This window comes from Latilactobacillus graminis DSM 20719 (genome assembly GCF_001436415.1).
GTDB classification, from domain to species: domain Bacteria; phylum Bacillota; class Bacilli; order Lactobacillales; family Lactobacillaceae; genus Latilactobacillus; species Latilactobacillus graminis.
Genome location: NZ_AYZB01000003.1, coordinates 115,348 through 140,568 on the forward strand (window position 1 = coordinate 115,348; position 25,221 = coordinate 140,568).

Genomic DNA, 25,221 nt, shown 5'->3' on the forward strand with positions numbered 1-25,221 from the left:
CTCCTTATCAGTTATACAAAAAAAGAAGCCCAACAACCATTATCGATTGTTGGACCTCTTAAAAAACGTCTCTATTTCTTCTTGTTCATCAATTCATTCGCTTTTTTCTCAAGATTAACCCCGAAGAATCCAGCGACCCCGGCAGCTAGACCGATGACATTCCCAAGAATATAGATCCAGCCACCTAGCGCCATCGAAAGTTTAGCGCCAGTATCGGCTCCAACTTCATCGCCCACTTGGCCCTTTAAAACAAAAACGAAAATAAACGTAATCGCTGGTAGCACAAGCTTAATTAACTTATCATACTTTTTCAAACCATCAACATAATTTGTAATCAAGACAATCAAGGGTAAAGCAATCATTAAAGTGCCTAACATATACTCACTATTAAAAATTAGCTTATACCCCGGGTAAGTAAATGTCGCTGCAAATGCACCGCCGTCATCCTTATAGAAAGCCCCTAAAAATAGCGCAACAATCATAATGATTGCCCCAAGTACGTCTAAATTATCAAAAATCTTCTTTTTTGTTTGTTCACTCATAATACCCACACTCCATTATTTTATATTATTCTTAAAGCCTAATTAAGTTGACCTCGATACTCCCCCGAGACGGTCGCTCCACGTTTACATAGTATAGGTTAGAACCTTTTTAAAGTTTCTACGGTGCCATTTAATGACACTAAATGTTGGCCGTTGAACTAACAATTCTAATTGCTGATTATTAATTTCAAGGTACATATGGTCCCATTCGTTCGTAATTGGATATTTTTCAATATCCATTTTAGTGACGTCACTATTTTTGATGAAGTGATTGTCGTCATTGAATTTCATCATGCCGATACACCCCATTAATAGAATGCCGTCTGCCTCGAAACTCATGATATAGTGCTGACTCTTCATCCCGGTCAAACCACCAATCGTAATCAGATCTGACCAATCGATCGGCGTGGCGACGTAAACAAAATTATCGGGATTATCGGAATAACCCAGTTCGATTTTTCTGTCGATAATCGCCCGTTCACGCATCAACGGCCCGACATCCATCCCGTCTTTAGCCACTAATCCCAATAAGGTATCCGTTGCCGAACTAGTAACATTGCCTTCACTCAATGTTTGTTGCAATTGATCACTATCTTGTTCATTGACTTGGTCTTTTTCTCTCTGTTCGGAAATCACCATCACTTCTGGTGAATCAGCTACAACATCAGTCGTTGATGTTTGCTCATCTTGAACCTCAATCGGTTTAGTAGCTATGGCTCTTTGAATCTCTTCCACCGTTGGCTGTTTTTGCCCACAGTTCGTACAGAATTTCGCTTGTTCTGATAATTCTGTACCACAATTAGCACAATATTTTTGCATATTCTACTTGCCCTCTTCCTAATAATGATTAATTATTTCTTTGTCCAATTGCTTTACTAATCCAACGTTGCGAGTAATCATATTTGTGCATCAGCTCGGCTGTATTGTGCCCGTTAAACTGCTTTTTTACAGATTTCGCAACTTTTTCTCCGGCATACATTCTCATTGGTAATGTTAGCAGTTGACCACGATATACTGTAAAAAGTTTTAACATTGCTTCTTCACCAATTAAATCTACTAATTGCCCATAAGTATCTTATAAATTTTCTTTTTCTACCCCCACATACAGCACTTCCCCTTCAAATTTATACATCAAATATTATCATTAGTTATGTTATCAAAATAGTAAGTCACATGATAACGCCTAACAACTTGCAAAGTGCAATACAACTAACCATTTCAACCACCACCATTCCACAAAAATAGACCCGATTATCTATTCAATAATCGGGTCATAGTTATAATATATATTTAAAATTTAGGTTAGTTCAAATTATCTACCTATTTGTGATACGGCGATCCCTGATTAATCATAAATGCCCGGTAAATCTGTTCGGTCAATACTAAGCGCATTAATTGGTGCGGTAACGTGAGCTTGCCAAATGAGAGTGTATCATTGGCGCGTTTGTTAACTGCATCGCTCGTTCCAAGTGACCCACCGATGACAAACGTGATATCTGATTTGCCATAGGTTGCTAAATCTTGAATTTCTTGCGCAAATTCTTCTGAAGCCCGTTGCTTGCCTTGAATCGCCAAAACAATCACATGCTCCTTATCCTTAATCTTATTGAGAATTCGTTCGCCTTCTTTATCTTTGACGTTGATCATTTCCGCATTACTCAATGATTCCGGCGCTTTTTCATCCGCCACTTCAATCATTTCGAACTTACAGAACTTACTAAGCCGTTTAGCATATTCAGCGATGCCTGCTTTTAAATACTTTTCCTTTAATTTACCGACCGTGATTACTTTAATGTTCATAAAAGCCTCCTACTGTTACTTATATTTTAGGGGAAAACCCTCCAGAAAAAAAGCTATTCACAGTAATTCACCGATATTTACCGGTTATCCACAAAAGTTGTCCACATATGCACAGATGTTCGTCCCAAATATTGTGTCTTGAATTTATCTTGCTACTAAATAGCTAGTAATAAAGTTTTTAAACAAAATTTTCAAAAAAGTTATCCACCATTTTAAAATTGTTCGGTCTTCTACTTATCAGTTAAAAATGCTGTTATTTCAGCGTTTAATAATGGTTATATTTAATCTAAAAATGTTATCCACCGACCTTTTATATTTTTGTGGATAACTTTAAAAGCTTTTCAAGCGTGTTATACCCACAATCCACAGACTTATCCACAACCATTTTATTCTTATGGGTTCTTACTATCCACATTGACATTTTTAAAACTTAACATTCACTCGTAGTTCTCTCAAATTTACCTAAAATTAAAAAGCTGGGATGATCGTATTGATCATCCCAGCTTTTCTTTATTTGGTTGTTAATGGATTATCGGTGGCCGCTGATTCGGTCAACTTGACGTTGGCTTTCTTCAAATGACCATTATGATAATACTGAACTTCAACCGTACTATTCATCGCATAACTGTAAAGTGTCGTGTGTAGGTCAGCCACACTCGTAACGTCCTTGCCACCTAATCCCACAATAACGTCATATTTACTAATACCAGCTTTTTTAGCAACTGAGTTGGTGTTAACAGATGCAACTACCACCCCACTCTTAACAGTGGTTGGTAATTTTAAGACAGATGCTTGTTGAGTGGCTGAAACGTTAGTTAAATCAACGACACCGATTCCTAGCGCTGGTCGCACGACTTTCCCATTGGCAACCAATTGATTGATAATTTTAACAACTTCATTACTTGGAATGGCAAACCCCATTCCTTCAACAGTTGTGCTCCCATTGGAAGCCAACTTCATTGAGTTAATCCCAATAACTTGACCGCCCATATTAACCAACGGGCCACCTGAATTTCCGGGATTAATCGCCGTATCGGTTTGAATAACAGTTGCTTGGCCGGTTGCTTGACCAGTGGTTTCATCGGTTACGTCAATTGTTCGTTTCTTTGCAGAAATAATCCCTTGTGTCACCGATGTCGCGTATTCTGAACCTAGCGGTGAACCAATTGCAAGTACTGATTCTCCAGGTTTGATACTGTCAGAATCACCAAATGTGGCAGTTTTTGTCACCTTAGCGCTATCAATCTTTAAAACGGCTAGATCAGAAACGGAATCCGTCCCGACAAGACTGGCATCAATCTTGGTGCCATCACTAAGAATGGTTTCTAGCTTATCCGAACCGGCTACTACATGGTTATTGGTTACAACGTAAGCATGTCCGTCTTTCTTTTCGTAGATCAGGCCTGAACCTTCACTTGATTCTTCTAATTCACTATTACTACTCTTTTTGCTATCTGAACCAAAAAGGGCACTCAAATCATTATCTTGTTGTTTTTGTAAATTTACAACTGATACAACGGCTTTATTAACTTTATTAAAAGCGGTCGTCGTTTGTGATGAGGCATTCACTTTCACATTACTAATTTTGGTACTACCTGATTTAGTTGGAGTCTGTACGGTACTTGCAACATTCGCGTTTCCCATCTTTGAACCGAAATAGCTAGCAACCCCACCACCAATTAGTGCAGCAACAACAGCAACAACAGCTGTTTTCATTAATCCTGAATTTTGATTCATCTTAACTCACCCAAACTTTCTGATAAATTCTGTTTATCGACTATCTACAGCATAGAATATAAATTTGAAAAAATTATGAACAAGCTACGAATATTAAATTGTTTTTCTACTGCGCATTTTAATCAACTTATTTCGCAAAAACAACTAAAATGTCTTCCAAACAGCTCAATTAAACAGTAAATAACGGATCAGCAACTGTTGGATCAGTATCCAAAATTTCAAAATCGGTGCCAACACCGTAATCGTGTTCCTTTAGGATCGACGCAACCGTCAAATGAGCTAGTTCCTTCATATTATTCTCCTGACTCAAATGGCCCAGAAAAACGCGCTTCGTTTGGTTCCCCATAAAGGCCATTAAAGCTGAAGCACCATCTTCGTTTGATAAATGGCCTGTATCACTGAGAATTCGTTGTTTCAACGACCAAGGATATTTCCCCATCCGGAGCATCTCTAAATCGTGGTTACATTCTACCAAATAAGCATCCGCATTTTCAATTGTGCCACGCACTTGATCAGAGACATAGCCCGTATCGGTCAAGATTGCAAAGGCCCGGTTATTATGATGGAATTGGTAGAATTGAGCAGCGGCAGCATCATGTGACACCCCATAACTTTCGATATCTAAATCGTCAAGTGATAAGGTACTCCCCATTTCAAAAAGGTGCTGATGTTCAGCCGGTACTTCTCCAATAATCGAAGCCATTGCATCCCACGTTGGCTGGTTAGCATAGACATCAATTCCATACCGCCGTGCCAAAACACCAACTCCACTACTGTGGTCTCGATGTTCATGCGTTACTAATAAACTATCAACATCTTTAAGATCACGCCCAATACTGTGCATCAAATCCTGTACGCGTTTACCACTCATGCCGGCATCCACTAACACCTTATGCTTGGGTGTTTCAATATACGTTGTATTACCTGAACTACTGCTTGCAAGCACGCTGACTTGCATTGCGTCTTTTTCTACCATTTTTTGCGCTTATCCCCTTGGTCTCTTTCTAAGATAACTAAACTTCACTGCGATTTTTCATCAGCGCACCAGTAAAGGCATTGATCCGCTTGACGACCACACTTTTTGAATTTTTATTTTCGATAGCGACTTGCCATGCTGGTACGTATACTGTACTACTATTAGCATCTAACAAGGCACTATAGCCAAGTTTAACCCACATAATTCGGGTATTATTTGGAATTTCATTGTCTGTATATAAATCGATGACTGCATCTTGAGCAGTTACCTTCGTACTTTCTTTTTCACGTAAAACTCGAATCTTATTCGTATAAGTTTGCGTGTAATGGCTAATCTGGCCATCTTCTAATGTAAATACTAGCTGGCCATGTTCATCCATCATCTGACCACCGGGCACTTTTTGGATATAAACCAACTGTTGATCACTTGATAATGCGTGTGAATATTGATAATCACCTGCTCGAATAATGTGGCTTTTATCTTTCATAAAGGCGTCTGTTACCAAGCGTTGCTTCCCTTTATGGTAATTCAGCGGTTTGTCCAACTCACTAGTAAGCGTCATCCGGGCCTTATCAAATGAAACAGTTTGCCCAGTTAACGCCGCGCTAGCTGTCTCCAATAATGTCTGATCCTTTTGACGACTGGCCAAATAGTAGCCATCCATTCTGCGATTAGAAAGCCGTTTGACCGAAATTTGATCATCTTTTAAATCCTTCATAATCTGGCTAGTCTGTGAACTGCTAGTAATTGCTGTTGACGTAATCGTTTGACTCCCCTTTAATGAAGCAAACAAATAGATATCCAGCGCAATAAAAATGGCGATAAAAATCATTTCAATTCTGCGAAAATCCATTCATCTAACTCCCTTCGGTTAATTCCGCTTTTTGTGCCATCAATGCTGCCAAGCTGCGCCAAACCCCTTTATATTGCACAAAATAGGTCGGATTTAAATCGATTACTTGTTCATTGCTAGTCTCTTTAGTCCATTCATAACCAACCTGGACATTTTCTACGTCTTCCAGTAAAAACCCGCTACGCGTTAATTGATTCAAGACCGACTCTGTACTTGGAATCGTTACTTGCTTGTCCTCGGCTGGCACCGGTACTTGTAAGCTATAATTTGAAAAATCAATTTTCTGCCCCGTTGACAAGAGTTGAACCTGGACACTGCCAAAATTCGTCTGGTAAAAGACTGGGAATCCTTCAACAAACGTCCGATAAGCGGTTGCGTTTGTTGCCTGGTCGTAACTATAGAATCGCATTCCAGACATTGCATTTCCTGTTTTCTGTAAAACATCAAAACTTGCCTCAAAATTTTTAGTTAGACTAGTTGGCAACTTTTGATCCGCATACTTCACGAAAGAAATTTCCCCCGTCTCATGATTAATAGTCAAACGTTTATATAGATTACTATCTGTCCCATCAGTATAGATGGCGCTACTGCCTTGTTCTTTAGTATCAATTTTATCTGTATTTCGTTGATTCAACAAAGTTGTGATGTAGTAATTTTCTGGTTGTTGATTCACTAAATAACTATATGGTAGCAATGTCTGATCAGCAGCCACATACAACAATGGTTTGTTATTCAACATTTTTTCGGTTACTTTCAAATGGACATCAGCATTTTCAAGTACTTTTTTAACGCGCGCTGGTGGAAAAGCCTTCAATGATGCCTGATAGACTTGATGATTTTGATCATTCATCAACCATAGCTGAGGACTTTTACCTAACGTAATCCGAATCCGATTGAACGTGACGTTTTGACCTAAGTTGCTGTTATGATAACTGAATACCTTTTTAAAAATCGCATATGAAATCTTATCAGGATAGAGCATTGTCACCGTATCGTTTTGATTGATAGCCTGATAATAATCATCTTGATCTAGCTTAACTTGGTTAAACGATGCCGAATTAGTAAGTTTCAAGGTGGCTTTAAACTGTGGTATCAAACTTTCCTTGGAGTTGTAAATTAACTGACTCTGATTTTCCGTCCGCCACAATAATTGCGTTGGTAAGAAAACATCGCCGATTTTGCGCTCGGTTTTATGACTAGTGGACTTAGTTGTTGTTTGACTATTTGTTTGACGCTCATAATGCGCATTACTAGTCCAAATTAGCCATGATAAGACCACACTAACGGCAACGGCAATCAATAATACAATGCGCATTAAAAAATTCTTAAATCGCATCCCAATCACCTCCATCAGAATCAATCGGTTCATAAGGTAACGAGATATAGAACGTTGACCCTTTACCTTCTTGACTATCTACCCAAACTCGACCGTGATGGGCTTCAATCACTTCCTTAGAAATTGCCAGGCCTAGACCAGTACCGCCTTGTTTTCGCGAACGTGCTTTGTCGACCCGGTAGAAACGATCAAAAATCTTTCCCAGATCTTTACGCGGAATGCCTAAGCCTTGGTCTGAAATGCTTAAAATAACATGCCGATGCGTTTCCAATAACCGACAAGTAATGACGCCGCCATCCGGTGAATATTTAATCGCATTATTCATGATATTATCAATAACTTGCATAAATTTATCGGTATCAATTTCAACCCATAAATCACGCTTAGTAAAATCTCGAGTAATACTGTATTTTTTATTCGGATCATCAGTTGGCAATTTCCCAGTACTAATCGAGCTCTTCTGAATATCGGCTTCATGTTCTTGATCACGCTTGATCATCATATCAAACCGATCTAGAGCATAACCAAAAAACTCATTCAAATTGACGTATTCGAGATTCATCTTGGCCGTTCCTTGATCCATTCGCGATAAACTCAATAAATCGTTAATCATCCGAATCATCCGGTCCGTTTCTTCTTGGGTTACCTTCAAAAAATTCGGTGCAATCTCTGGATCTTGCCAAGCCCCATCATTCAAAGCTTCAATATAACTCCGCACACTTGTCAATGGTGTCCTTAATTCATGGGACACATTGGAAACAAATTCCCGTTGTTCTTGTTCGTTCTTTTGTTGTTCTGTGACATCGTGCAATACACAAACCAAACCGGTAATATAGCCTGTTTCTTTTTGAATTAATGAAAAATCAACATGTAAAATTAAATCATGGTCTTGTTGCTCTGAAAAGTCCAAAACCATTTCCTGCTGTGTTTCTAATAAATCACGTAATGAATATTTCTCACTAATGCGTAAGACTTTTAATAGTGACTGCCCGAGCAATTCATCTCGAGTAACATTTAGAAAATCCTGACCGGTTTCATTGATAATCGTAATATTGCCACGGCGATCAGTCGCAATAACGCCATCGGTCATATGACTAAGCACACTGTCCAATCGCCGTCGTTCCGATTCGGAAGCTTCTTGTGCCTCTTCAACACGCACCGATAAGTTATTAACTGCAATTGCGAGTTGTCCTAATTCATCTTGACCGTAAATCTTAACTTGACCAGAGTAATCACCACGTGCCATTTGAATCGCTTGTTTTTTCATCTCATCGATGGGCCGCGTGATTGCCCGGGAAATAACAATCGACAAGGCCATCCCTAATAAACCTGCTACTAAAGAGGATGTTAAAAAAATTACAGTAATTGATGAAATACCTTTATAAACGTCCTCCATACTAGCCCGGATATAAACAGCGCCGACCACAGTATTGCTATCGCCACTTGGATTCGTCAACGGTTGAATCGCTGTATAGTAGCTACCGAGACTTTCACTGTAAGCAACTTCTTGTTCCATATGACCAGAATAAATAACCTGCTTAACGCGCGGATTACGTGTCTTTTGCCCAACAGTACTTTGATTATTTAAGTTCGTAACCCCGCGAATAGTCCCCTTATTATCGATTACCTGAATTTCGGCAGAATTACCCATATCACCGATAATCTCTTTAATATTCTTATTTGTATTACCATTATTATTTACCAACTCACTACTGAGTTGATTTTGAATGTATGGTGTCACTTGTAATGACTGCTTAAAATCACGAATATTTTCATATTCTAACTGTTTGACAAAAGAAGCCCCGATAACTTCTAGCGTCACCAGTAGCAACAATACAAACACAATGGCAATTTTAAAATGAATCGATTGTAGCAACCGAATTTTCTTATTCATGCGGCAAATTTACTCCTGATCAGGATTTCTTAAATAGTAACCAACACCCCGGCGCGTCACTAACCATTCCGGATGACTAGGGTTGTCTTCAATTTTTTCACGTAAACGACGCACCGTTACATCTACTGTTCGGACATCACCGAAATAGTCATACCCCCAAACAGTTTGTAGCAAATGTTCACGGGTCATGACTTGACCAATATGTTTAGCTAAATAGTGTAATAATTCAAACTCGCGATGCGTCAACTCGATTTTATCACCGCGTTTAGACACAATATAGGCGTCAGGATGAATCGTTAAATCACCAATCTTGATCTCATGATTTTCTTCATTGGCTTCTTTATCTGATTGACTAGTTGTCCCTTGACGACGTAAATTAGCCTTAACGCGTGCTACTAATTCCCGGTTTGAAAATGGTTTGGTGACATAGTCGTCAGCACCTAGTTCAAGCCCAATGACTTTATCAATTTCAGAATCTTTAGCCGTTACCATAATAATTGGCATGTCATGCGATTTACGCACTTGACGGGCCACTTCTAATCCATCAATTTTAGGCAACATCAAGTCCAATAAGATTAAATCAGGGACTGCCGCTTCAACTTGTTGTAAAGCTTCTTCACCATCATAAGCCGTATAGACTTCATAGCCTTCTTTAGTTAGATTAAACTTAACAATATCAGAAATCGGTTTTTCATCATCAACGACGAGTATTTTTTTAGCCATGTACAGATCCTCCTTGGATGTAGATGCTTTGCTTCTCATTATACTCATTTTCAGAGGTCAATTCAAAATTACGGTGCTTGCTGGCAATTAAATTAACCATTAATTTGAACGCACTCAGTTATTTTATTTAAAAAAATATAAATTACTGTTTACAAAAGTTTGTGTAATATGCTATGATATTTAAGTCGTAAGGCGAGACATTACATGGGTGGTTAGCTCAGCTGGCAGAGCAACGGACTCTTAATCCGTGGGTCCAGGGTTCGATCCCCTGACCACCCATCAAGTATACATGATAAGTCGTTATAGAGGTGCTTAGGCATTGATATAACGGCTTTTTTATTTCTTTACACAACATAGCATTTCGTAGTGAATACGACAACCAAAATCACGTACAGGGCCATATACAAGTGACCTACATTAAATATAGGTCGTCGAAGAATTATATAATAACTACCAATTTTTCATCGTAAATTACGACTATATTCATTATATCGGTGCCCAAGGGACGTAAAACCTTATAATGAATTTTTAAAAATATAACTTTTTTATAAGATGGCAGTAATGTGTGCGATCTTCACTTGTGAAAGTAAGGGTAGGGTTAATTTTGCATATGCTGAGAATCGACAGTTGCGCTTGCACCAGGGGCTGGTTTTATTTGAAAATCTACTTTTGCACCATCTGGTTCACTAATATTTTCGTTTTCAAACTCTACAACGCCATTATTTACAGTGTACCTAAAGCTATGTCGTGATGCTCCTTGCTTTATACTTAGTGTCCCATTAGATATGCCATAATATCCATCAGAGGCTCCCCCCATATGAGATAACCGCACGCTTTGATCATCTTTGATATACCCATCTGTATAGCCGTCATACATCAAGTTTTGTGGTGCCTTATTTTCCGCTATAGCTTTGGTGACATCTTCCCCATTATACATAATAGGCATAATTATAAAGCCGTCGTTAATATATTTTTTTACTACCAATTCATCCCCACTATACTTACCATCTTCTGAACTAGAGTCAGCACTCTGACTAGTTGAGCTTTCAGTATTTGAGGTACTAGCCTGTGCCGCACTACTTGAAGTTAATTGGGAGTCATCATCTTTTCCTGTAGATTCATCCTGATTAGAATTTACAGAACTATTAGTTTCATCGTCTGATTGAGCGGTACTTGCTACACTTGAACTAGTGGTTGTACTGGTTTCTACTTCTGCCGGTTTCGCAATACGCTGTGCGTTCCCTTTCTTAGAGAAGTAAAATCCGCCACCGGCCACTATTACTAATATGACAAACGCTTGTATCGCTATTTCTATTCTGCGTTTTGATCTAACTTCTAAAAAATCGGCTCGCCATTGCGGATTATCTCTTCGCTCTTTGTAGAATTCGTATGTATGCTTCGTCCTAGTACTTTTACTCAGATATTTTCTAGCCATTTGTATATCCCCCAAGATTAATACTACCATTATAGCAGATTAATCCCTGGACATAAGCAAGCTTCCAATAACGTCTATAGCCCATATGAAAGGGGAGCTTAACTTGCTTTTTAAACACGCAAAAACCGGCCAAAATTTAGATAATGGTCGGCTTTTAGGATTATGCTAAAAAGGCTAACGCCTGCTTGGCAAATAACGTCGGTTCTTGGAAGATTGATGCGTGACCTGCATCTGGATAAATAATTAAGTCACTGTCTTGAATTTTCTTGGCTAAGACGTATGAATTTTCAGTCGGTACCATCCGGTCTTGATCACCATTAACGACTAAAGTTGGTTGGGTAATAAAGTCAAGCGCCTCACTGGATTGTTTGCCCCAAGTATGAATTGCCTTTAGTTGATGGACGTACGCTGGTATCGTAATATTCTTATCACGATTCTTTTTGCGTAAATGTATTTGTTCTAAAAATAAACGTGCTTTTTGTTGGCTAGCAGTACTTGATGTGAAAAACAAGTAAGTTTTAACATCCTTAAATGTCACCAACGACTTTACTAAATCAATATTGCTAATCCGTGTGACCGCCCTAATACCAACTCCTCCACGGGGACCAGTCCCACTGAGAATTAGTTTTCGAACCCGTTGCGGCGCAATTTTAATCAGTTCTTGGGCAACCATGCCCCCCATCGAAAGTGATAGAATATCGACCTTATCATACCCGAGTGCATCAAGCAATGGTAAAACATCGCGTGCCATCTGTTCAATTGTTATTGGTACCCGCCCGCTAGACAAGCCGACACCTTGATTGTCGAAGGTAATCACATATCGTTCTTTAGCTAAGGCATCGATTAACCGTGGATCCCAATTATCCAAATTGGCAGATAAGTGTGTCAACAACACCAGAGGCACTGCTTCTTGAATTCCGGATGTTCGATAAGCGTATCGTACACCATTTGAGGCAGTGATCATTTGATTAGGAACTTCAATATAAGCTTGCATGTATACCCTCCTTAAAATGTAATAACTACTTTACCCTTTGGATGACCCGCACTAACTAACTGTAGAGCTTCGTTAATGTCATCAATCTTGAACTGATGAGGATCAAGGCGTGGCCTAATGTCATGAGTTTCAACTATTTTAGTAACTTCAGCCAATTGCTTAGCATCTGCACGGACAAAGATGAAGCGGTATTCAACCCCTTTGGCATGAGCTAGTCGATCAAACTTACGCCCAACCATTGAAAAGAGAAATTTTTTCACTCCATTAAAATGATGATCAATCGCAAACTGTTTGTTCGGACCGGTTCTTAACGATAGCAAGCCCCCCCCTGGTTTAATAATCGATAGTTCCCTTTCAAATTCTGTTTTACCTAATGTATCAATTACATAATCAACATCTTGCAATAATTCCCAATAATTTTCCACTCGATAATCTAAATAGCGATCCGCCCCGATGGCTAAACTATTTTCACGGGTAGCTGCATTTCCACTGACAATCACATTTAAACCCATAGCTTTAGCAATCGGAATTGCTAATTGACCAAAAGAACCGGAACCACCTGGAATAAAGACTGTTTCGCCCGGTTGTGCTTGCAATTCTTCATGCAACCCTTGATAAGCTGTGAGACCGGTCAATGGAATCGCTGTAGCTGTTTCAAATGCCATGTCTGTCGGCATCTTAGCAATTGCTTGTTCGCTAACAGCTGCAAATTCTGCGACCGCCCCAATTTTGCGTAATGGTAGGCGCGAATAAACATAATCTCCGGGTTGATAGTTCGTCACAGCAGCACCAACTTTTTCGACAATCCCACTTAATTCATTGCCAATCGTGAGCGGCATTTGATAGTTCTGAATCAATTTCACACTGCCACTACTGATGAGCATTTCAAGTGGATTAACAGCCGCCGCCTTCACGCGAATTAATACTTCATCTACTGCAATTGTTGGAATTGGAATATCGCCAACTTGTGCGCCTACGGTTTTTGAATAACGTGTAATCTGTGCTGCTTTCATATTTTAATAACCTCTTTATATTCTATTTTTTTAAGCTTATCGCATTTAGTTACAAAAATCAAATTATGTAACTTAATTAAAAATATGCTATCATAGTGCTTAGAAGGAGGTCTTTTTATGACCAAACATACCCAGACAGAAATTATCCAAGTAACCCTTCAACTGATTCAAACTAAGCAACGTGCTGACTTAACCCTGACAGAAATTGCAGATCACCTTGGCATGACACATGCTGCGTTATATAAACACTTTAGAAACAAACAAGCACTTTGGACGGCAGTCACTACCGCTTGGTTTCATCAAACTATTCTACAAAAAATTCGACAAATCACGCCAATCAAAGATGATCCGGTCGAAACACTCCATCAATGGCTCTGGACATTTGCGACAGCCAAAAAAAACGCCTATCTTAATGATCCTGCCCTTTTTGCACTAACTACCCAATACGTCGACAATCATCCTATCATTTTACGGACCGTTCTCACAGATTTAATGGCAGCCATTGATCAACTGATGGCTTACAACGATCCCGACTATCAACGCGCAGAAACAATTCTCAGCGCCTTTGCACCTTTTACATTACCTACGTTTAAAGAAACTTGGACAGCCCCTAATTATCAACAGCGCTTCGAAACGCTCTGGCAACTCATTAAACCTGGTTTGCAATCAGTTCCACAAGCGTTATAACGCATTACTATTAACAGCCGATACCTGTTAATGACGACAATTTTAATCGTCTACATCTTTTATCTTTACCCCATAGTCTTGACCGAATCGATGACCAGCCTATTAATTTTAGGCATCACGATTATATTAACCAGTTCCAGTTACTTCAAAACGCACCAATTTTATCCAGACAGACCACACACTAAAAAGCCACCGAAATTGGCAATCAATTCCGGCGGCTTTTTAATTTCCCGGGTTAATTCCCGAAAACAGCTAACGTTTGCTGCGTTGCCTTTTGTGTCTTTACGAGTTTGCCCTGAATACACCATCTACGGACCGTTTTGTCACAGGTAATCAATGTCATCATTTTGCGACCTGGTACATCATCAATGACTTTAACATCATAAGGACTAATCGAAGCTTTATAGTCAACTTGATACGTGTAAACCTCCTCCATATCGGTCAAATAAACTTTATCCCCGACTCGTACATTTTCAAGTGGTAGGAAGATATTTTGGAAGGAGTGCCCAGCTAAAGCGTAGTTATTCACGGCACCCATTTGCTGATCAGGTTTCATTGTCCCACCACCTTGCGCCATTGTGTCCTCTGAAACGCCTTTCATGACTGGCAGTGCCATCTTGACACTTGGAATCGCAACTTTTCCGAGAACAAGTACATGCCCCTTAACAGCAGCATTCACAATCTGTTTTGTATCGAGTGAATCAACTTTATCAAAATCAAAACTCGCTTTTTTATGCTGATTCTGTTTAATTTTTGCTGCGGTAACATCCATTTGACGATGAGCCATCATTTTAACCAGCTGATTACGAATTGGATTAATGAAAATCAGTACTAATCCCATTATTAGTAGAATGGCTAAAAGGCCATTAATCAATCTATTTTTCGTCTTTTTTTGCATTATAATTTAAACCCTTCACTAGTATTTAGGCCTATTGTAACACATTATGCCTGACTTACCGGTGCTAGATCCTTATTCCGAAATACTTGATAATGCCATAAAAAACGCCCAGCCTAAATTTATAGCTACGCGCTTTTTACTTATTTCACGTTCAAAATATACATGAAACCTAAGAAAACAAAGAATAAAACATACATAATCGGATGAATTTCTTTACGCCGCCCGGCAGTAATCATAGTGATAGGATAGATGATAAAACCCAGCGCAATCCCGTCTGAAATACTGTAAGTTAATGGCATTCCCAAAACAATTAGAAAGGCTGGAATTGCAATTTCTAGTTTTTCCCAGTCAATTTTTTTCAGTGACTGCGCCATTAAAACGCCAACGATTACTAATGCAGGCGCCGTTACTTGTGACGTGACAACTGTCAATAATGGCGAGAAGAATAAACTACCAATGAATAAAATTCCGGTCACCACAGCCGTTAAGCCTGTTCGACCACCAACGGCAATCCCTGCGGATGATTCAACGAAAGCCCCCACTGGCGAAGTCCCCAATAATGAGCCAGCTAACATCGCCGTAGAATCTGATACCAAAGCTTTCCCCACACGTGGCATCTTATTATCCTTCATAAAACCTGCTTGTTCAGCCAAACCAACTAGTGTTCCAGCTGTATCGAAAAAGGTCACTAATAAGAAGGTCAACACAACGACCCACATTTGTACCGTATTGATATCACCAATATGGTGCAACCCAGCTAGGAAAGTTGGCTTTAAACTGGGGGCTGCAGCAACATAATGTGTCGGTAACTTAATCAAGCCACTAATTGCTCCCACAATTGAAGTTAATAGCATACCGATAAAAATCGCTCCCGGTACTTTTCTAACCATTAAAATCACTGTAATGATTAACCCAAAAACCGTTAGCCAAGTCGTTCCTTGAGAAAAATCACCTAAGCCAACTACGGTCGATTTATTCGCAACAATTAAGCCCCCGCCGTGTAAACCGATGAAGGCCACAAACATCCCAATCCCAGCAGAAATCGCTAATTTCATATCTCGCGGAATCGCATCAATGATTATTTCGCGTAACTTAAAAACCGTAATTAACATAAAAATTAATGAAGCCACGAACACGCCCGCCAACGCAGTTTGCCACGAAACACCCATTCCAATTACTACTGAATAACTGAAAAAGGCGTTAATTCCTAAAGCCGGCGCGGTTGCAATTGGATATTTAGCATATAGCCCCATTAAAAAACAACCAATGGCGCTTGCGATTGCGGTAGCTGCAAAGACAGCCCCCTTATCCATCCCCGAAGCACCTAATACGCTCGGGTTAACAAATAAAATATAAATCATTGAAATAAACGTAGTAAAACCAGCTAAGATTTCCCGCTGAACTGTTGAATGCTGTTCTTCAATTCCGAAGAAACGACTTATTTTTTCCATAACTACTCCTCTGAATCAACTAATTTTCCCACTATCTTTTTAGTGGTAATGTGTGTATAATACTGACTGGTGCCAAACCCACGAGAATGAAAGTTTGTTGGCGTGTTTAACGACATGTTTAGAAAACGAACTTTGCATTCTCTTTTTTTGTGTCTTTTTTCAGCGAGACCTACCAGATGGCTGATAAGACATTAGTTTGTTCGCGGTCTGGTCCGACAGCAAAGGTCGCCAATGGTAAATCAACTAATTCTTGAATCCGTTCAACATAACGCCGGGCATTAGTCGGTAAATCTTCAAGTGTCTTGACCCCAGTAATATCTTCATCCCACCCAGGGAATTCCTCATAAACTGGTGTACAACGAGCTAATTCACTTAAACTGGCCGGATAACGATCAATCCGCTGACCATCTAGTTCATAAGCAATACAAATTTTCAAAGTCTTAATCCCCGTTAAAACATCGACACAATTTAATGAAAGACGAGTCACACCAGCTACTCGTTTTGAATGACGAAGTACAACGGAATCAAACCAACCTATCCGTCTTGGACGACCAGTTACGGTTCCATATTCATGACCAGCTTCCCGAATAAAATCACCAGTTTCATTTAATAATTGGGTTGGAAATGGGCCATCCCCCACTCGAGAAGTGTATGCCTTAGCCACACCAACCACTTCGTCGATCCGTGAAGCACCGACGCCTGAACCCGTTGAAACACCACCAGCGGGATTTGAAGAAGTTACAAATGGATAAGTTCCCTGGTCGATATCCAACAAAATTCCTTGGGCGCCTTCAAACAGAACATTCCCATTTCGATCCAAAACATCATTTAAAACCACTGATGTATCACAAACATATTGTTTTAAAGTTTGTCCATATTGATAATATTCTTCAAAGATAGCTTCATATTCAAGTGGTTCAACACCATAAATTTTAGTAAAAAGCGCGTTTTTTTCATCTAAATTTTGTTTTAATTTCGTTGCAAAAAGTTCCTTGTCTAGTAAATCAACAATCCGAATACCGCTTCTGGCCGCTTTATCCATATAAGCTGGGCCAATTCCCCGATTAGTCGTCCCAATCTTTTGATCCCCTTTGGCCGCTTCTTGTAACCCATCTAATTTAGAATGATATGGCAAAATGACATGGGCGCGATCTGACAATCTTAGTTGGCTCGTATCAATCCCCTGTTGTGCTAAGTGCTTCAATTCAGATACAAGGGTCTTAGGGTTAACAACCACGCCATTGCCAATCACACTGAGTTTATCGCTATTAAAAATCCCGGAAGGAATTAGCTGTAAATGATAAGTTGCGTCACCCAATTGAATGGTATGACCTGCATTGTCGCCACCTTGATACCGAGCGATAGCATCAGCATGCTGACCTAAAAAGTCAGTGATTTTACCCTTACCTTCATCGCCCCACTGTGTTCCAACAACTACTACAGATGTCATATAAACATACCCCTCTATTCGAGCCCATCTTCAGACTCGCTATTTAGTACAAAACTATTGTAGCAACAAATTATTTTAAAATCAATATAAAAGCGAACTTTAATAATACAATTCAATTTATATCCATTAAAATCCTAACTATAAATAAATTAATCAAAATACGAACGCAAATAACGAACATTAAAATCACATTTAACTATCATTTTAAAAAAGAATTAAAATTCATTTGGAATGTATTCAAATTAGATACATTCCACTTTAAATTCGCTATACTTAAGACAATATTTGCTTTGAGAAAGGATTATTGATTATGTTAAACAAATTAAAGTTGCTCTTCCCCATTGTATTTACCGTAATACTAGGTCTCAATGCACAATCCGTTTTTGCTGATAGTACTACAGATTGGTCTCAACCAGTTGCCACGGTTGGGACTAGCCTTTCTAGCACCCAAAAAGCCGAGACACTCAAGACACTCGAAAACGCCGCCAATATCACGGACGTCAGTGAGCTAACAGTAACCGGCTCAACCCTTGTAAAATATCTTGATCAAAATCAACAAACATTTAACGCCAACTCGAGTGTTTACTCAAGTGCTTTAATTCAAAAAAATAACAGCAATACCGGTATTAATGTCAAAATTATTGACTTTAATGGCCGGAACAACATTACAACCATTACCGCTAACCAATACAAAAATGCAGCCTTAACCGCCGGTGTTACCAACGCAACGATTTATGTCACTTCCGCAATTCCAATCGATGGTTCTGGCGCTTTAGCCGGGGTCTACGCTGCTTTCGCTGAAAATGGTGATTCACTCAACCAAGCGCAAGTGACGGCTGCCCAAGATGAAATGAGCACCCTTAGCGACATTACACAGGCCAATAAAGGCACCGATGGTTATTCAGACTCCCAATTGAACAATGCCGTCACCGGCGCCAAAAAAGACATGGCCAACAAAGGCGATAACCTAACTGTTAATCAAATCACGACCATTGTTAATAATCAACTCGAACAAAATAATTTAACTAACATCATCAACAATAATCAGAAACAACAAATCATTAATGTCCTCGTCAAAATTCAAGATTCGGGCGCTTTGAATTCAGATGATTTCAAGAATCAAGCCGGCAAGTTGATGAATAATATCCAAAGTGGTGCGAAAAACATCTTCAATAAACTCAACACCCAAAGCAATCGGAACTTCATTCAAAAACTCTTTGATCGCATGGCTAATTTCTTCAAAGGATTATTTAACTAATAACACACCAAAAAGCCCCGCAAACTGAAGTTTGCAGGGCTTTTTATTTATTCATTATTTCGTTGTTGCTTTTAATGCCACTGCATCGGCAGCAACTGTGGTGTCCATCGCATTAAATTTGATGTAATCAACAGCTGGCATGTTGGTAATAATCACCATCATTGCCGTATTCTTACCAGCAGCAGTAATTTGCTCCAAATCAACCGTTGCTAATAAGTCACCATGTTTGATTGTCTGACCTTCTTCCACAACGACTGCAAACGGAGCACCGTTTAATTCAACTGTATCAATCCCCATGTGCACTAAGACTTCTAACCCATTCGTTGTTTTAATCCCAATGGCATGTTTCGTTGGGAAAACCGTCATGACAGTCCCATCAACTGGCGCGACAATTTTACCATCGGTTGGAATGACAGCATACCCATCACCGAGCATTTTTTGCGCAAAAGTTGGGTCATCAACATTTTCAATATCGATTAATTTACCATTAGCAACCGCGTAAAAAATATCTGTTTCACCCGAGTGAATATCGCTATCGACCGGCGTTGCAACTGATGTAACAGCCGGTTCTGACGTACTTGTTGCAATTGGTGTGTTGTGCTTATCAAGTTCCCTTAAGGCATCGGCCACAAATTGCACTTCTGTCCCGATAATAATTTGAATGTTTGTTTTATCTAAAACGTTAATTCCAGCCGCACCAGCCGCTTTAATCGCTGCTTGGTTGACATTGGCAGTGTCTTCTAATTGTAATCGAAGCCGCGTTGTACAATTATCAATCACCTTGATATTGTCTTTACCACCGATTGCAGCGTAGATCCGTTTTGCTTGGACCATGAACTTGTCGTCGGCAGCATCTGTTTCAACACCGGCAATCTCTCCATCGACAGCATCTTCTGCTTCCCGGCCGGGGGTCATCAAGTTAAATTTCTTAATGGCAAAGTTGAATCCAAAATAGTAAATGACTGCCATAACCACCCCTTCAACCAATAACATCAATGGTTGGTTAGCAACCGGGTTTTTCAGACTTAAAACATAATCGACTAACCCAGCACTAAATGCAAAACCGGCTGTCCAGTGGAAGAAAGCAGCGACGGCAAGTGAAATGCCGGTGAAAGCTGCATGCAATACATAAAGAGGCCATGCCACAAACATGAATGAGAATTCAAGTGGTTCTGTCACCCCGGTAAAGAATGAAGCAAAACCAGCGGCTAACATCAATGAAGCTGTTGCTTTACGCCGTTCTGGGCGAGCATTTTTGTAAATTGCGTAAGCACCAGCTGGTAATCCAAACATCATCACTGGGAAGAAACCGGCTTGATACATCCCGGTCTTACCAATCACAGCTGAACCATTCGCAAGTGATTTTGCCCCTCCTAAGAAGTTGCCAATATCATTGATGTTAGCCACATCAAACCAGAATACAGAATTTAAGGCATGGTGTAACCCAGTTGGAATTAGTAACCGGTTGAAGAATCCGTATAGACCGGCACCAACCCAACCCAATTTAGAGATTGCTTCACCAAATGAAACTAATACTGTAAAGACGGCTGGCCAAACGAAGTACAAGATAGCTGAAACAACCATCATTGCCGTTGCCGCCATAATTGGCACTAGACGTTTCCCACTAAAGAATGAGAGGGCCATTGGCAACTTCACGTTGTGGAAGCGATTATACATTGCAGCAGCAATTAAGCCAGCAATAATCCCGATTAAAACATTCCCTTCAATCTTACCAAAAGCTGGATTTACTTTAGCGATGTCTGATAAACCTTGCATCGCTTGAATTGAAGCAGGTGCCAAGATGGTCTTCGGCACTAAGAAAGCCACTAAACCAGCCAGAGCAGCTGCCCCATCTTGATCCTTAGACATCCCGAGTGCTAAACCAACGGCGAATAATAATGGTAAGTTATTTAAAATTGCACCGCCACCGGCTGATAAGAAAATTGTAAAGACGTTTGCGTTTGAATCGCCATTGCCAACCCAGTTCGCAATCCCCATTAAAATTGCGGCTGCTGGTAAAACAGCAACTGGCAACATTAATGAACGACCCATTCGTTGTAAGTAATTCTTCATACGTTGTTCTCCATTCATTTTTCGTTAATATGATTAAATCATTAATGCAAACGATAAGCAAGCGCTTAATAATCGGTATAGACCTTTATAAATATTAATCGAAGCGGTTACATAGTCACAAAAATTATTGGTCTATACCTAAAAAAATCAATAAATATGCTCTGCTTTATTAAAAAAAAGTTCATCTACGCTAAAGCTGCAAAAAAACCGCTAGAACACTCTTTACGGTGTACTAGCGGCTATTTTATAACATTTTCCCCAATTTAACAGTGCCTGGCAAACTATTCATTAGCAAGAGCTTCAAAATAACTTGCTTTTTGCTGCGCCCAGTAAGCCTCTTCTGCCTCATCAATCGGCCGGAGTACCCGACATGGATTACCAACTGCAATCACATTATCAGGAATATCTTTGGTCACAACTGATCCAGAACCAATCACCACATTATTTCCAATGCTTACGCCTGGATTAACAACGGTATTGCCACCAATCCATACGTCATTCCCGATGGTGATTGGCTTGCCATATTCCAAATCATCCCGGCGTTCTTGTGCGGTTGTTGGATGCCCAGCTGTGTACAAGCCTACTCGGGGACCAAAGAAAACGTGGTTCCCAATTGTCACTGGTGCTACGTCGATGATAATACAATCGTAATTCAGATACACATGTTCACCAATACGTGTCTGACAACCATAATCCGTGCGAAATGGTGGTTCGATATATAAGTCTGCACCACTTTTTGCAAATAATTGTTGCGTTAATTCGCGGCGGTAAGCCTGTTGTTCTTCAGTCGTTTGATTGAACAGACGCGTAAGCACGCGCGCGTGTTTCATATCGGCCCGCAACTCTGGATCGTTCGCCCGATAAATTTGCCCGCCAATCATGCGTTTTTTTTCTGACATTTTTTATCCCCCATCGCTACTAAAATCGGTGCGTCACAATTGTAGCGCACCGATTTAATTCACCAAATTGCAACCCGTTTAGCGGGTGCTAAATACATCTGATCAGCTTTTGTGACATTAAACGTCTCGTAAAAGGCCGCCAAGTTTTGAACTTGAACATTGGCCCGCAACGCATTTGGGGCGTGAACATCGATATTTAATAATAATTGTTGATATTGTTGGGTGGCTTTCATCCGCCAAATCGTTGCCCAATTGATAAAGAAAGCTGCCAAATCAACATCGGGTTCTCCCTTCGCTGCTTCAAGCGCACAACTCAAGCCACCCGCATCGGCGATGTTTTCCGAAACAGTTAATTTTCCGTTGACTGTTGCCCCTGCATATTCTAGCCCATCAAATTCTGCAACCATTTCTTCTGAAAGTGCCTTGAAGTGGGCTAAATCTGATGCTTGCCACCAATTATGCAAGTTGCCATACTCGTCGAATTGCGCACCATTATTATCGAAAGCATGTGAGATTTCATGCGCAATCACCGCACCAATTCCCCCGTAGTTGGCACTGCTACTTTGTGTCAAGCTATAAAAAGGCGCTTGTAAAATCGCCGCCGGGAAAACAATTACATTCTTCGAAGGTGAATAATAGGCATTAACTGTGGCAGCGCCCATTTCCCACTTATTACGATCCACGGGTTGCGTCAGTTTTGCAAAATTCTCCGTTTCAATCGTCCGAATAAAGTCAGCTGTGTTTTCAAATAATGTCCCGTCTTCTGCTTTGGGCACTGTGACCAACTTTTCAAAAATGGGGGCAATTTGATCTGGATAACCGACATGAATCCCGAGGTGATTGAGTTTTACAATCGCTTGCTGGCGTGTTTTTTCGGTTAGCCAATCATTTTGTTCAAGACGTTTTTGATAAACACTAATCATTTTTTGGACCATCTTTTGAACGTCGGCCTTGGCTGCTTCACCAAAGTATTGCCGACCATAATAATCACCAACGACTTGATTAAACATGCCTAAGGCAAGGTAATAAGCACTCTTTTGTTGGGGCCGTGCTTCCTTGCTGCCGGATAACGCCCGACTATAGAGCGAACTAATTTGGCGTGCCTCTTCATTCAGATAACCACTCCAACGACGGACCGTCATGACTAATAGCCACGCTTTAAAAGTTTCAAAGTTGTCGTCTGTCACAAGCTGGTTAAGTTGAGCAAAATATTTCGGCTCTGTCACGATAATTTTTTCTGGTTGAACGGGTAATACCTTATTAAATAAACGTTTAAAATCGAGCGTCGTCTGGTGCTGCATAAAATCACTCAATGGCTGTGGATTATAGAGTTTCGCGTAATCAGCCGCTTCCTCGGTACTCTTGACAAAGGGCGCAAGTGAGCGATCAAATGCCAAGGCTAATTTAACCGTCTTTGTTGCATCCACTGGCGCAATTCCAATTTTCTGTAAGAGCTGAACCATCATATCCGTAAAGACCGTTAATAAATGGTCCGCATTAGGATTATCGGCTTCATAATATGTCTTATCTGGCAAAATTAAGTCGCTAGCTTCCGCATATAATGCGTGATGGGCTGTATCTTTCATATCAGCATCGACAGATAAGCCAAATGGTGTTGGCAAGCCAGAGAGCACCCAATCAGTCAACCCGCGATTATATGTCGCTAAACTATCGAGCGATTGCACCCGGGCCACCATCGGTAAGATTGGTTTTATACCAAGTGCATCACGCGTTTGAAAGTCTGCTGCTAGTTCGTAATAATCTAGAAAATGTTGTAACAATGCGTTTTTGGCAGTTGACATCTTAGCAAAATCAGCCATTAATTGCTGATCAATCTCATCAACCAACGCAACAAAGCCCCCTGTTGCTGGTTTGTCCGCTGGGATTTCAGCCGTTTTTAACCATTCTTGATTCACCGCCGTATAAAAATCATCTTGCATTCGCACGTTTGTCATCATTATCCTCCTCAAAAGCAGATTCTTTCTCAATTCTACCATTTTGCCGCTTTTTCCGTTAATGCTTTGCCCCCGTAATTGTGAAAAACCGCCATTCAGCGGTTATTTCGAAGGCAATTTTTTGATCACTTGATAGTTTGCATCCTGGTTAAGTTTAAAAGTCTTCTTCAAGCCGTTTGATAAATAAATTTTATTATCTTTTGTAATCATGATGGCTTGGATATTCTTCGGTTTGTTGTTAATGAGCTGCATACCGCCAACAATTCCTTTATTAAAGACGGCATTTGAAAGGGCGTCGCCATCCACTGATTTTGGCGAGATGATCGTGACACTTGCCAGATTATTCTCATAGGGATAACCAGTATGGCGATCAAAGAGATAGATGTAAGTATGACCATCTTTTTTAAGATAATGTTCATAAATCCCCGCCGTAACAACTGAAATATCGCGGCCTTTAATCGTGCCGACCGACTCACCACGTGCTTTTTTCGGATCTTGAATACCGACCGTCCATGGTTTGTTCTTCCCTAATGGTGAATGCCCCATAACAATTACATTGCCACCTAAATCAATAACGGCTGATGTCACACCATTTTCCTTGAAAACGTGTTTGACTTGATCGGCAATATAGCCTTTCGCGATACCGCCAAAATCAAGCCGCATGCCTTTTTTCTTAAGGTAAACTGTCCGGTTAGCCTGATCCAAGACAACATCATGATAATCGACTAATGGTAAGGCTTGATCAATTTCTGCTTGTGCCGGCACCCGTGCGCCTGGTAACCCGATTTGCCATAAATTGGTAATCGCACCAATGGCCATATCAAACGCGCCATCCGATTCTTGACTATAATGTAACGCTTTTTCCATTAGTGGCCACATGTCTTTGCTAACCTGGACAGGCTTAACACCGGCATTATCATTAATTTCATCCAATTCAGACCCTGCCTTGGTTAAGGTTGCTTGATTTTCGGACTTTTTAATCCGCGCAAAAGCCTTATCTAGCACAGCTTCCTTGTCTTTATTATAGATTCGTAACGTACAAATCGTCCCCAGATAGTAGTCACTTTTTTCATAGGGCTTTTTGACTAACGTTTCTTGAGCAGTCGGTTTATTCTGACACCCCACTAATCCAATCGTCACCCCTAAAAGTGCCAGACCGAATTTCAGCCATCGTTTTTGCATCCTTTAATCGCTCTCCTTGCTACTAAAATCACGTAGGTCTATCATACCATGAATCCGCTTTAATT

Annotated in this window: 22 protein-coding genes and 1 tRNA gene; 3 read left to right on the plus strand and 20 right to left on the minus strand. The window is 40.2% G+C overall.

Features of this window, described 5'->3' with window-relative positions; all coding sequences use genetic code 11:
* Positions 1-71 precede the first annotated feature (71 nt).
* The 10 genes from FC90_RS01820 to yycF all read right to left on the minus strand — a co-directional run bounded on the left by FC90_RS01820 (position 72) and on the right by yycF (position 9,861).
* Positions 72-542, minus strand: a complete 471-nt coding sequence (locus tag FC90_RS01820; protein ID WP_057907605.1) for a hypothetical protein — start codon at positions 540-542, stop codon at positions 72-74.
* Between the two features lie 84 nt (positions 543-626).
* The gene (locus tag FC90_RS01825) at positions 627-1,361 is read right to left on the minus strand and encodes a zinc ribbon domain-containing protein (protein ID WP_057907606.1); all 735 of its coding nucleotides are present in this window, start codon (positions 1,359-1,361) and stop codon (positions 627-629) included.
* A gap of 28 nt (positions 1,362-1,389) precedes the next feature.
* The gene (locus tag FC90_RS01830) at positions 1,390-1,590 is read right to left on the minus strand and encodes a Mor transcription activator family protein (RefSeq protein ID WP_226789498.1); all 201 of its coding nucleotides are present in this window, start codon (positions 1,588-1,590) and stop codon (positions 1,390-1,392) included.
* Between the two features lie 272 nt (positions 1,591-1,862).
* Entirely contained in the window at positions 1,863-2,342 is a 480-nt protein-coding gene (gene rlmH / locus FC90_RS01835) for a 23S rRNA (pseudouridine(1915)-N(3))-methyltransferase RlmH (protein WP_057907608.1), read from the minus strand.
* Positions 2,343-2,852: 510 nt separating this feature from the next.
* Positions 2,853-4,079, minus strand: a complete 1,227-nt coding sequence (locus FC90_RS01840; RefSeq protein WP_057907609.1) for a S1C family serine protease — start codon at positions 4,077-4,079, stop codon at positions 2,853-2,855.
* A gap of 169 nt (positions 4,080-4,248) precedes the next feature.
* Positions 4,249-5,055: an MBL fold metallo-hydrolase gene (locus FC90_RS01845; RefSeq protein ID WP_057907610.1), complete on the minus strand. Its 807-nt coding sequence runs from the start codon at positions 5,053-5,055 to the stop codon at positions 4,249-4,251.
* A gap of 37 nt (positions 5,056-5,092) precedes the next feature.
* Complete coding sequence (locus FC90_RS01850; RefSeq protein ID WP_057907611.1) at positions 5,093-5,908, minus strand: two-component system regulatory protein YycI; 816 nt, start codon at positions 5,906-5,908, stop codon at positions 5,093-5,095.
* A 4-nt stretch (positions 5,909-5,912) separates the two neighbouring features.
* Positions 5,913-7,244, minus strand: a complete 1,332-nt coding sequence (locus tag FC90_RS01855) for a YycH family regulatory protein (RefSeq protein ID WP_057907612.1) — start codon at positions 7,242-7,244, stop codon at positions 5,913-5,915.
* Positions 7,234-9,138, minus strand: coding sequence for a cell wall metabolism sensor histidine kinase WalK (walK, locus tag FC90_RS01860; protein WP_057907613.1), 1,905 nt, complete (start codon positions 9,136-9,138; stop codon positions 7,234-7,236). Before walK ends, FC90_RS01855 begins: the two co-directional genes overlap by 11 nt.
* Before the next feature lie 9 nt (positions 9,139-9,147).
* Entirely contained in the window at positions 9,148-9,861 is a 714-nt protein-coding gene (yycF, locus tag FC90_RS01865) for a response regulator YycF (protein ID WP_057907614.1), read from the minus strand.
* Between the two features lie 206 nt (positions 9,862-10,067).
* Here yycF and FC90_RS01870 point away from each other — a divergent pair.
* Positions 10,068-10,140: transfer RNA gene (locus tag FC90_RS01870), tRNA-Lys, on the plus strand.
* A 319-nt stretch (positions 10,141-10,459) separates the two neighbouring features.
* Here the strand turns inward: FC90_RS01870 and FC90_RS01875 are convergent.
* The 3 genes from FC90_RS01875 to FC90_RS01885 form a co-directional block, all read right to left on the minus strand.
* Positions 10,460-11,296 (minus strand): hypothetical protein, encoded by an 837-nt coding sequence (locus FC90_RS01875; RefSeq protein ID WP_057907615.1) that lies wholly within the window; start codon positions 11,294-11,296, stop codon positions 10,460-10,462.
* 160 nt (positions 11,297-11,456) lie between these two features.
* Complete coding sequence (locus FC90_RS01880; RefSeq protein ID WP_057907616.1) at positions 11,457-12,290, minus strand: alpha/beta fold hydrolase; 834 nt, start codon at positions 12,288-12,290, stop codon at positions 11,457-11,459.
* Between the two features lie 11 nt (positions 12,291-12,301).
* Positions 12,302-13,303: an NADP-dependent oxidoreductase gene (locus FC90_RS01885; protein ID WP_057907617.1), complete on the minus strand. Its 1,002-nt coding sequence runs from the start codon at positions 13,301-13,303 to the stop codon at positions 12,302-12,304.
* A 117-nt stretch (positions 13,304-13,420) separates the two neighbouring features.
* Between FC90_RS01885 and FC90_RS01890 the strand changes: the two genes are divergently transcribed.
* Positions 13,421-13,990 carry a TetR/AcrR family transcriptional regulator gene (locus tag FC90_RS01890; RefSeq protein ID WP_057907618.1) on the plus strand — a complete coding sequence of 190 codons (570 nt, stop codon included), beginning with the start codon at positions 13,421-13,423 and terminating at the stop codon, positions 13,988-13,990.
* Positions 13,991-14,225: 235 nt separating this feature from the next.
* Here the strand turns inward: FC90_RS01890 and FC90_RS01895 are convergent, their stop codons facing one another.
* The 3 genes from FC90_RS01895 to FC90_RS01905 form a co-directional block, all read right to left on the minus strand.
* Positions 14,226-14,888, minus strand: a complete 663-nt coding sequence (locus FC90_RS01895) for a class A sortase (protein WP_057907619.1) — start codon at positions 14,886-14,888, stop codon at positions 14,226-14,228.
* Between the two features lie 140 nt (positions 14,889-15,028).
* Positions 15,029-16,339, minus strand: coding sequence for an NCS2 family permease (locus tag FC90_RS01900; protein ID WP_057907620.1), 1,311 nt, complete (start codon positions 16,337-16,339; stop codon positions 15,029-15,031).
* A gap of 169 nt (positions 16,340-16,508) precedes the next feature.
* A complete protein-coding gene (locus FC90_RS01905) occupies positions 16,509-17,789 on the minus strand; it encodes an adenylosuccinate synthase (RefSeq protein WP_057907621.1) in 1,281 nt (426 codons plus the stop codon).
* 310 nt (positions 17,790-18,099) lie between these two features.
* Here FC90_RS01905 and FC90_RS01910 point away from each other — a divergent pair, with 310 nt between their 5' ends.
* Complete coding sequence (locus FC90_RS01910; RefSeq protein WP_057907622.1) at positions 18,100-19,047, plus strand: DUF1002 domain-containing protein; 948 nt, start codon at positions 18,100-18,102, stop codon at positions 19,045-19,047.
* Positions 19,048-19,101: 54 nt separating this feature from the next.
* Here the strand turns inward: FC90_RS01910 and nagE are convergent, their stop codons facing one another.
* The 4 genes from nagE to FC90_RS01930 all read right to left on the minus strand — a co-directional run bounded on the left by nagE (position 19,102) and on the right by FC90_RS01930 (position 25,156).
* Positions 19,102-21,120 carry an N-acetylglucosamine-specific PTS transporter subunit IIBC gene (gene nagE, locus FC90_RS01915; RefSeq protein WP_057907623.1) on the minus strand — a complete coding sequence of 673 codons (2,019 nt, stop codon included), beginning with the start codon at positions 21,118-21,120 and terminating at the stop codon, positions 19,102-19,104.
* Between the two features lie 281 nt (positions 21,121-21,401).
* Positions 21,402-22,019: a sugar O-acetyltransferase gene (locus FC90_RS01920; RefSeq protein WP_057907624.1), complete on the minus strand. Its 618-nt coding sequence runs from the start codon at positions 22,017-22,019 to the stop codon at positions 21,402-21,404.
* A 59-nt stretch (positions 22,020-22,078) separates the two neighbouring features.
* Positions 22,079-23,974: a M13 family metallopeptidase gene (locus tag FC90_RS01925; RefSeq protein ID WP_057907625.1), complete on the minus strand. Its 1,896-nt coding sequence runs from the start codon at positions 23,972-23,974 to the stop codon at positions 22,079-22,081.
* A gap of 102 nt (positions 23,975-24,076) precedes the next feature.
* Positions 24,077-25,156, minus strand: coding sequence for an FAD:protein FMN transferase (locus FC90_RS01930; RefSeq protein ID WP_057907626.1), 1,080 nt, complete (start codon positions 25,154-25,156; stop codon positions 24,077-24,079).
* Between the last annotated feature and the right edge of the window lie 65 nt (positions 25,157-25,221).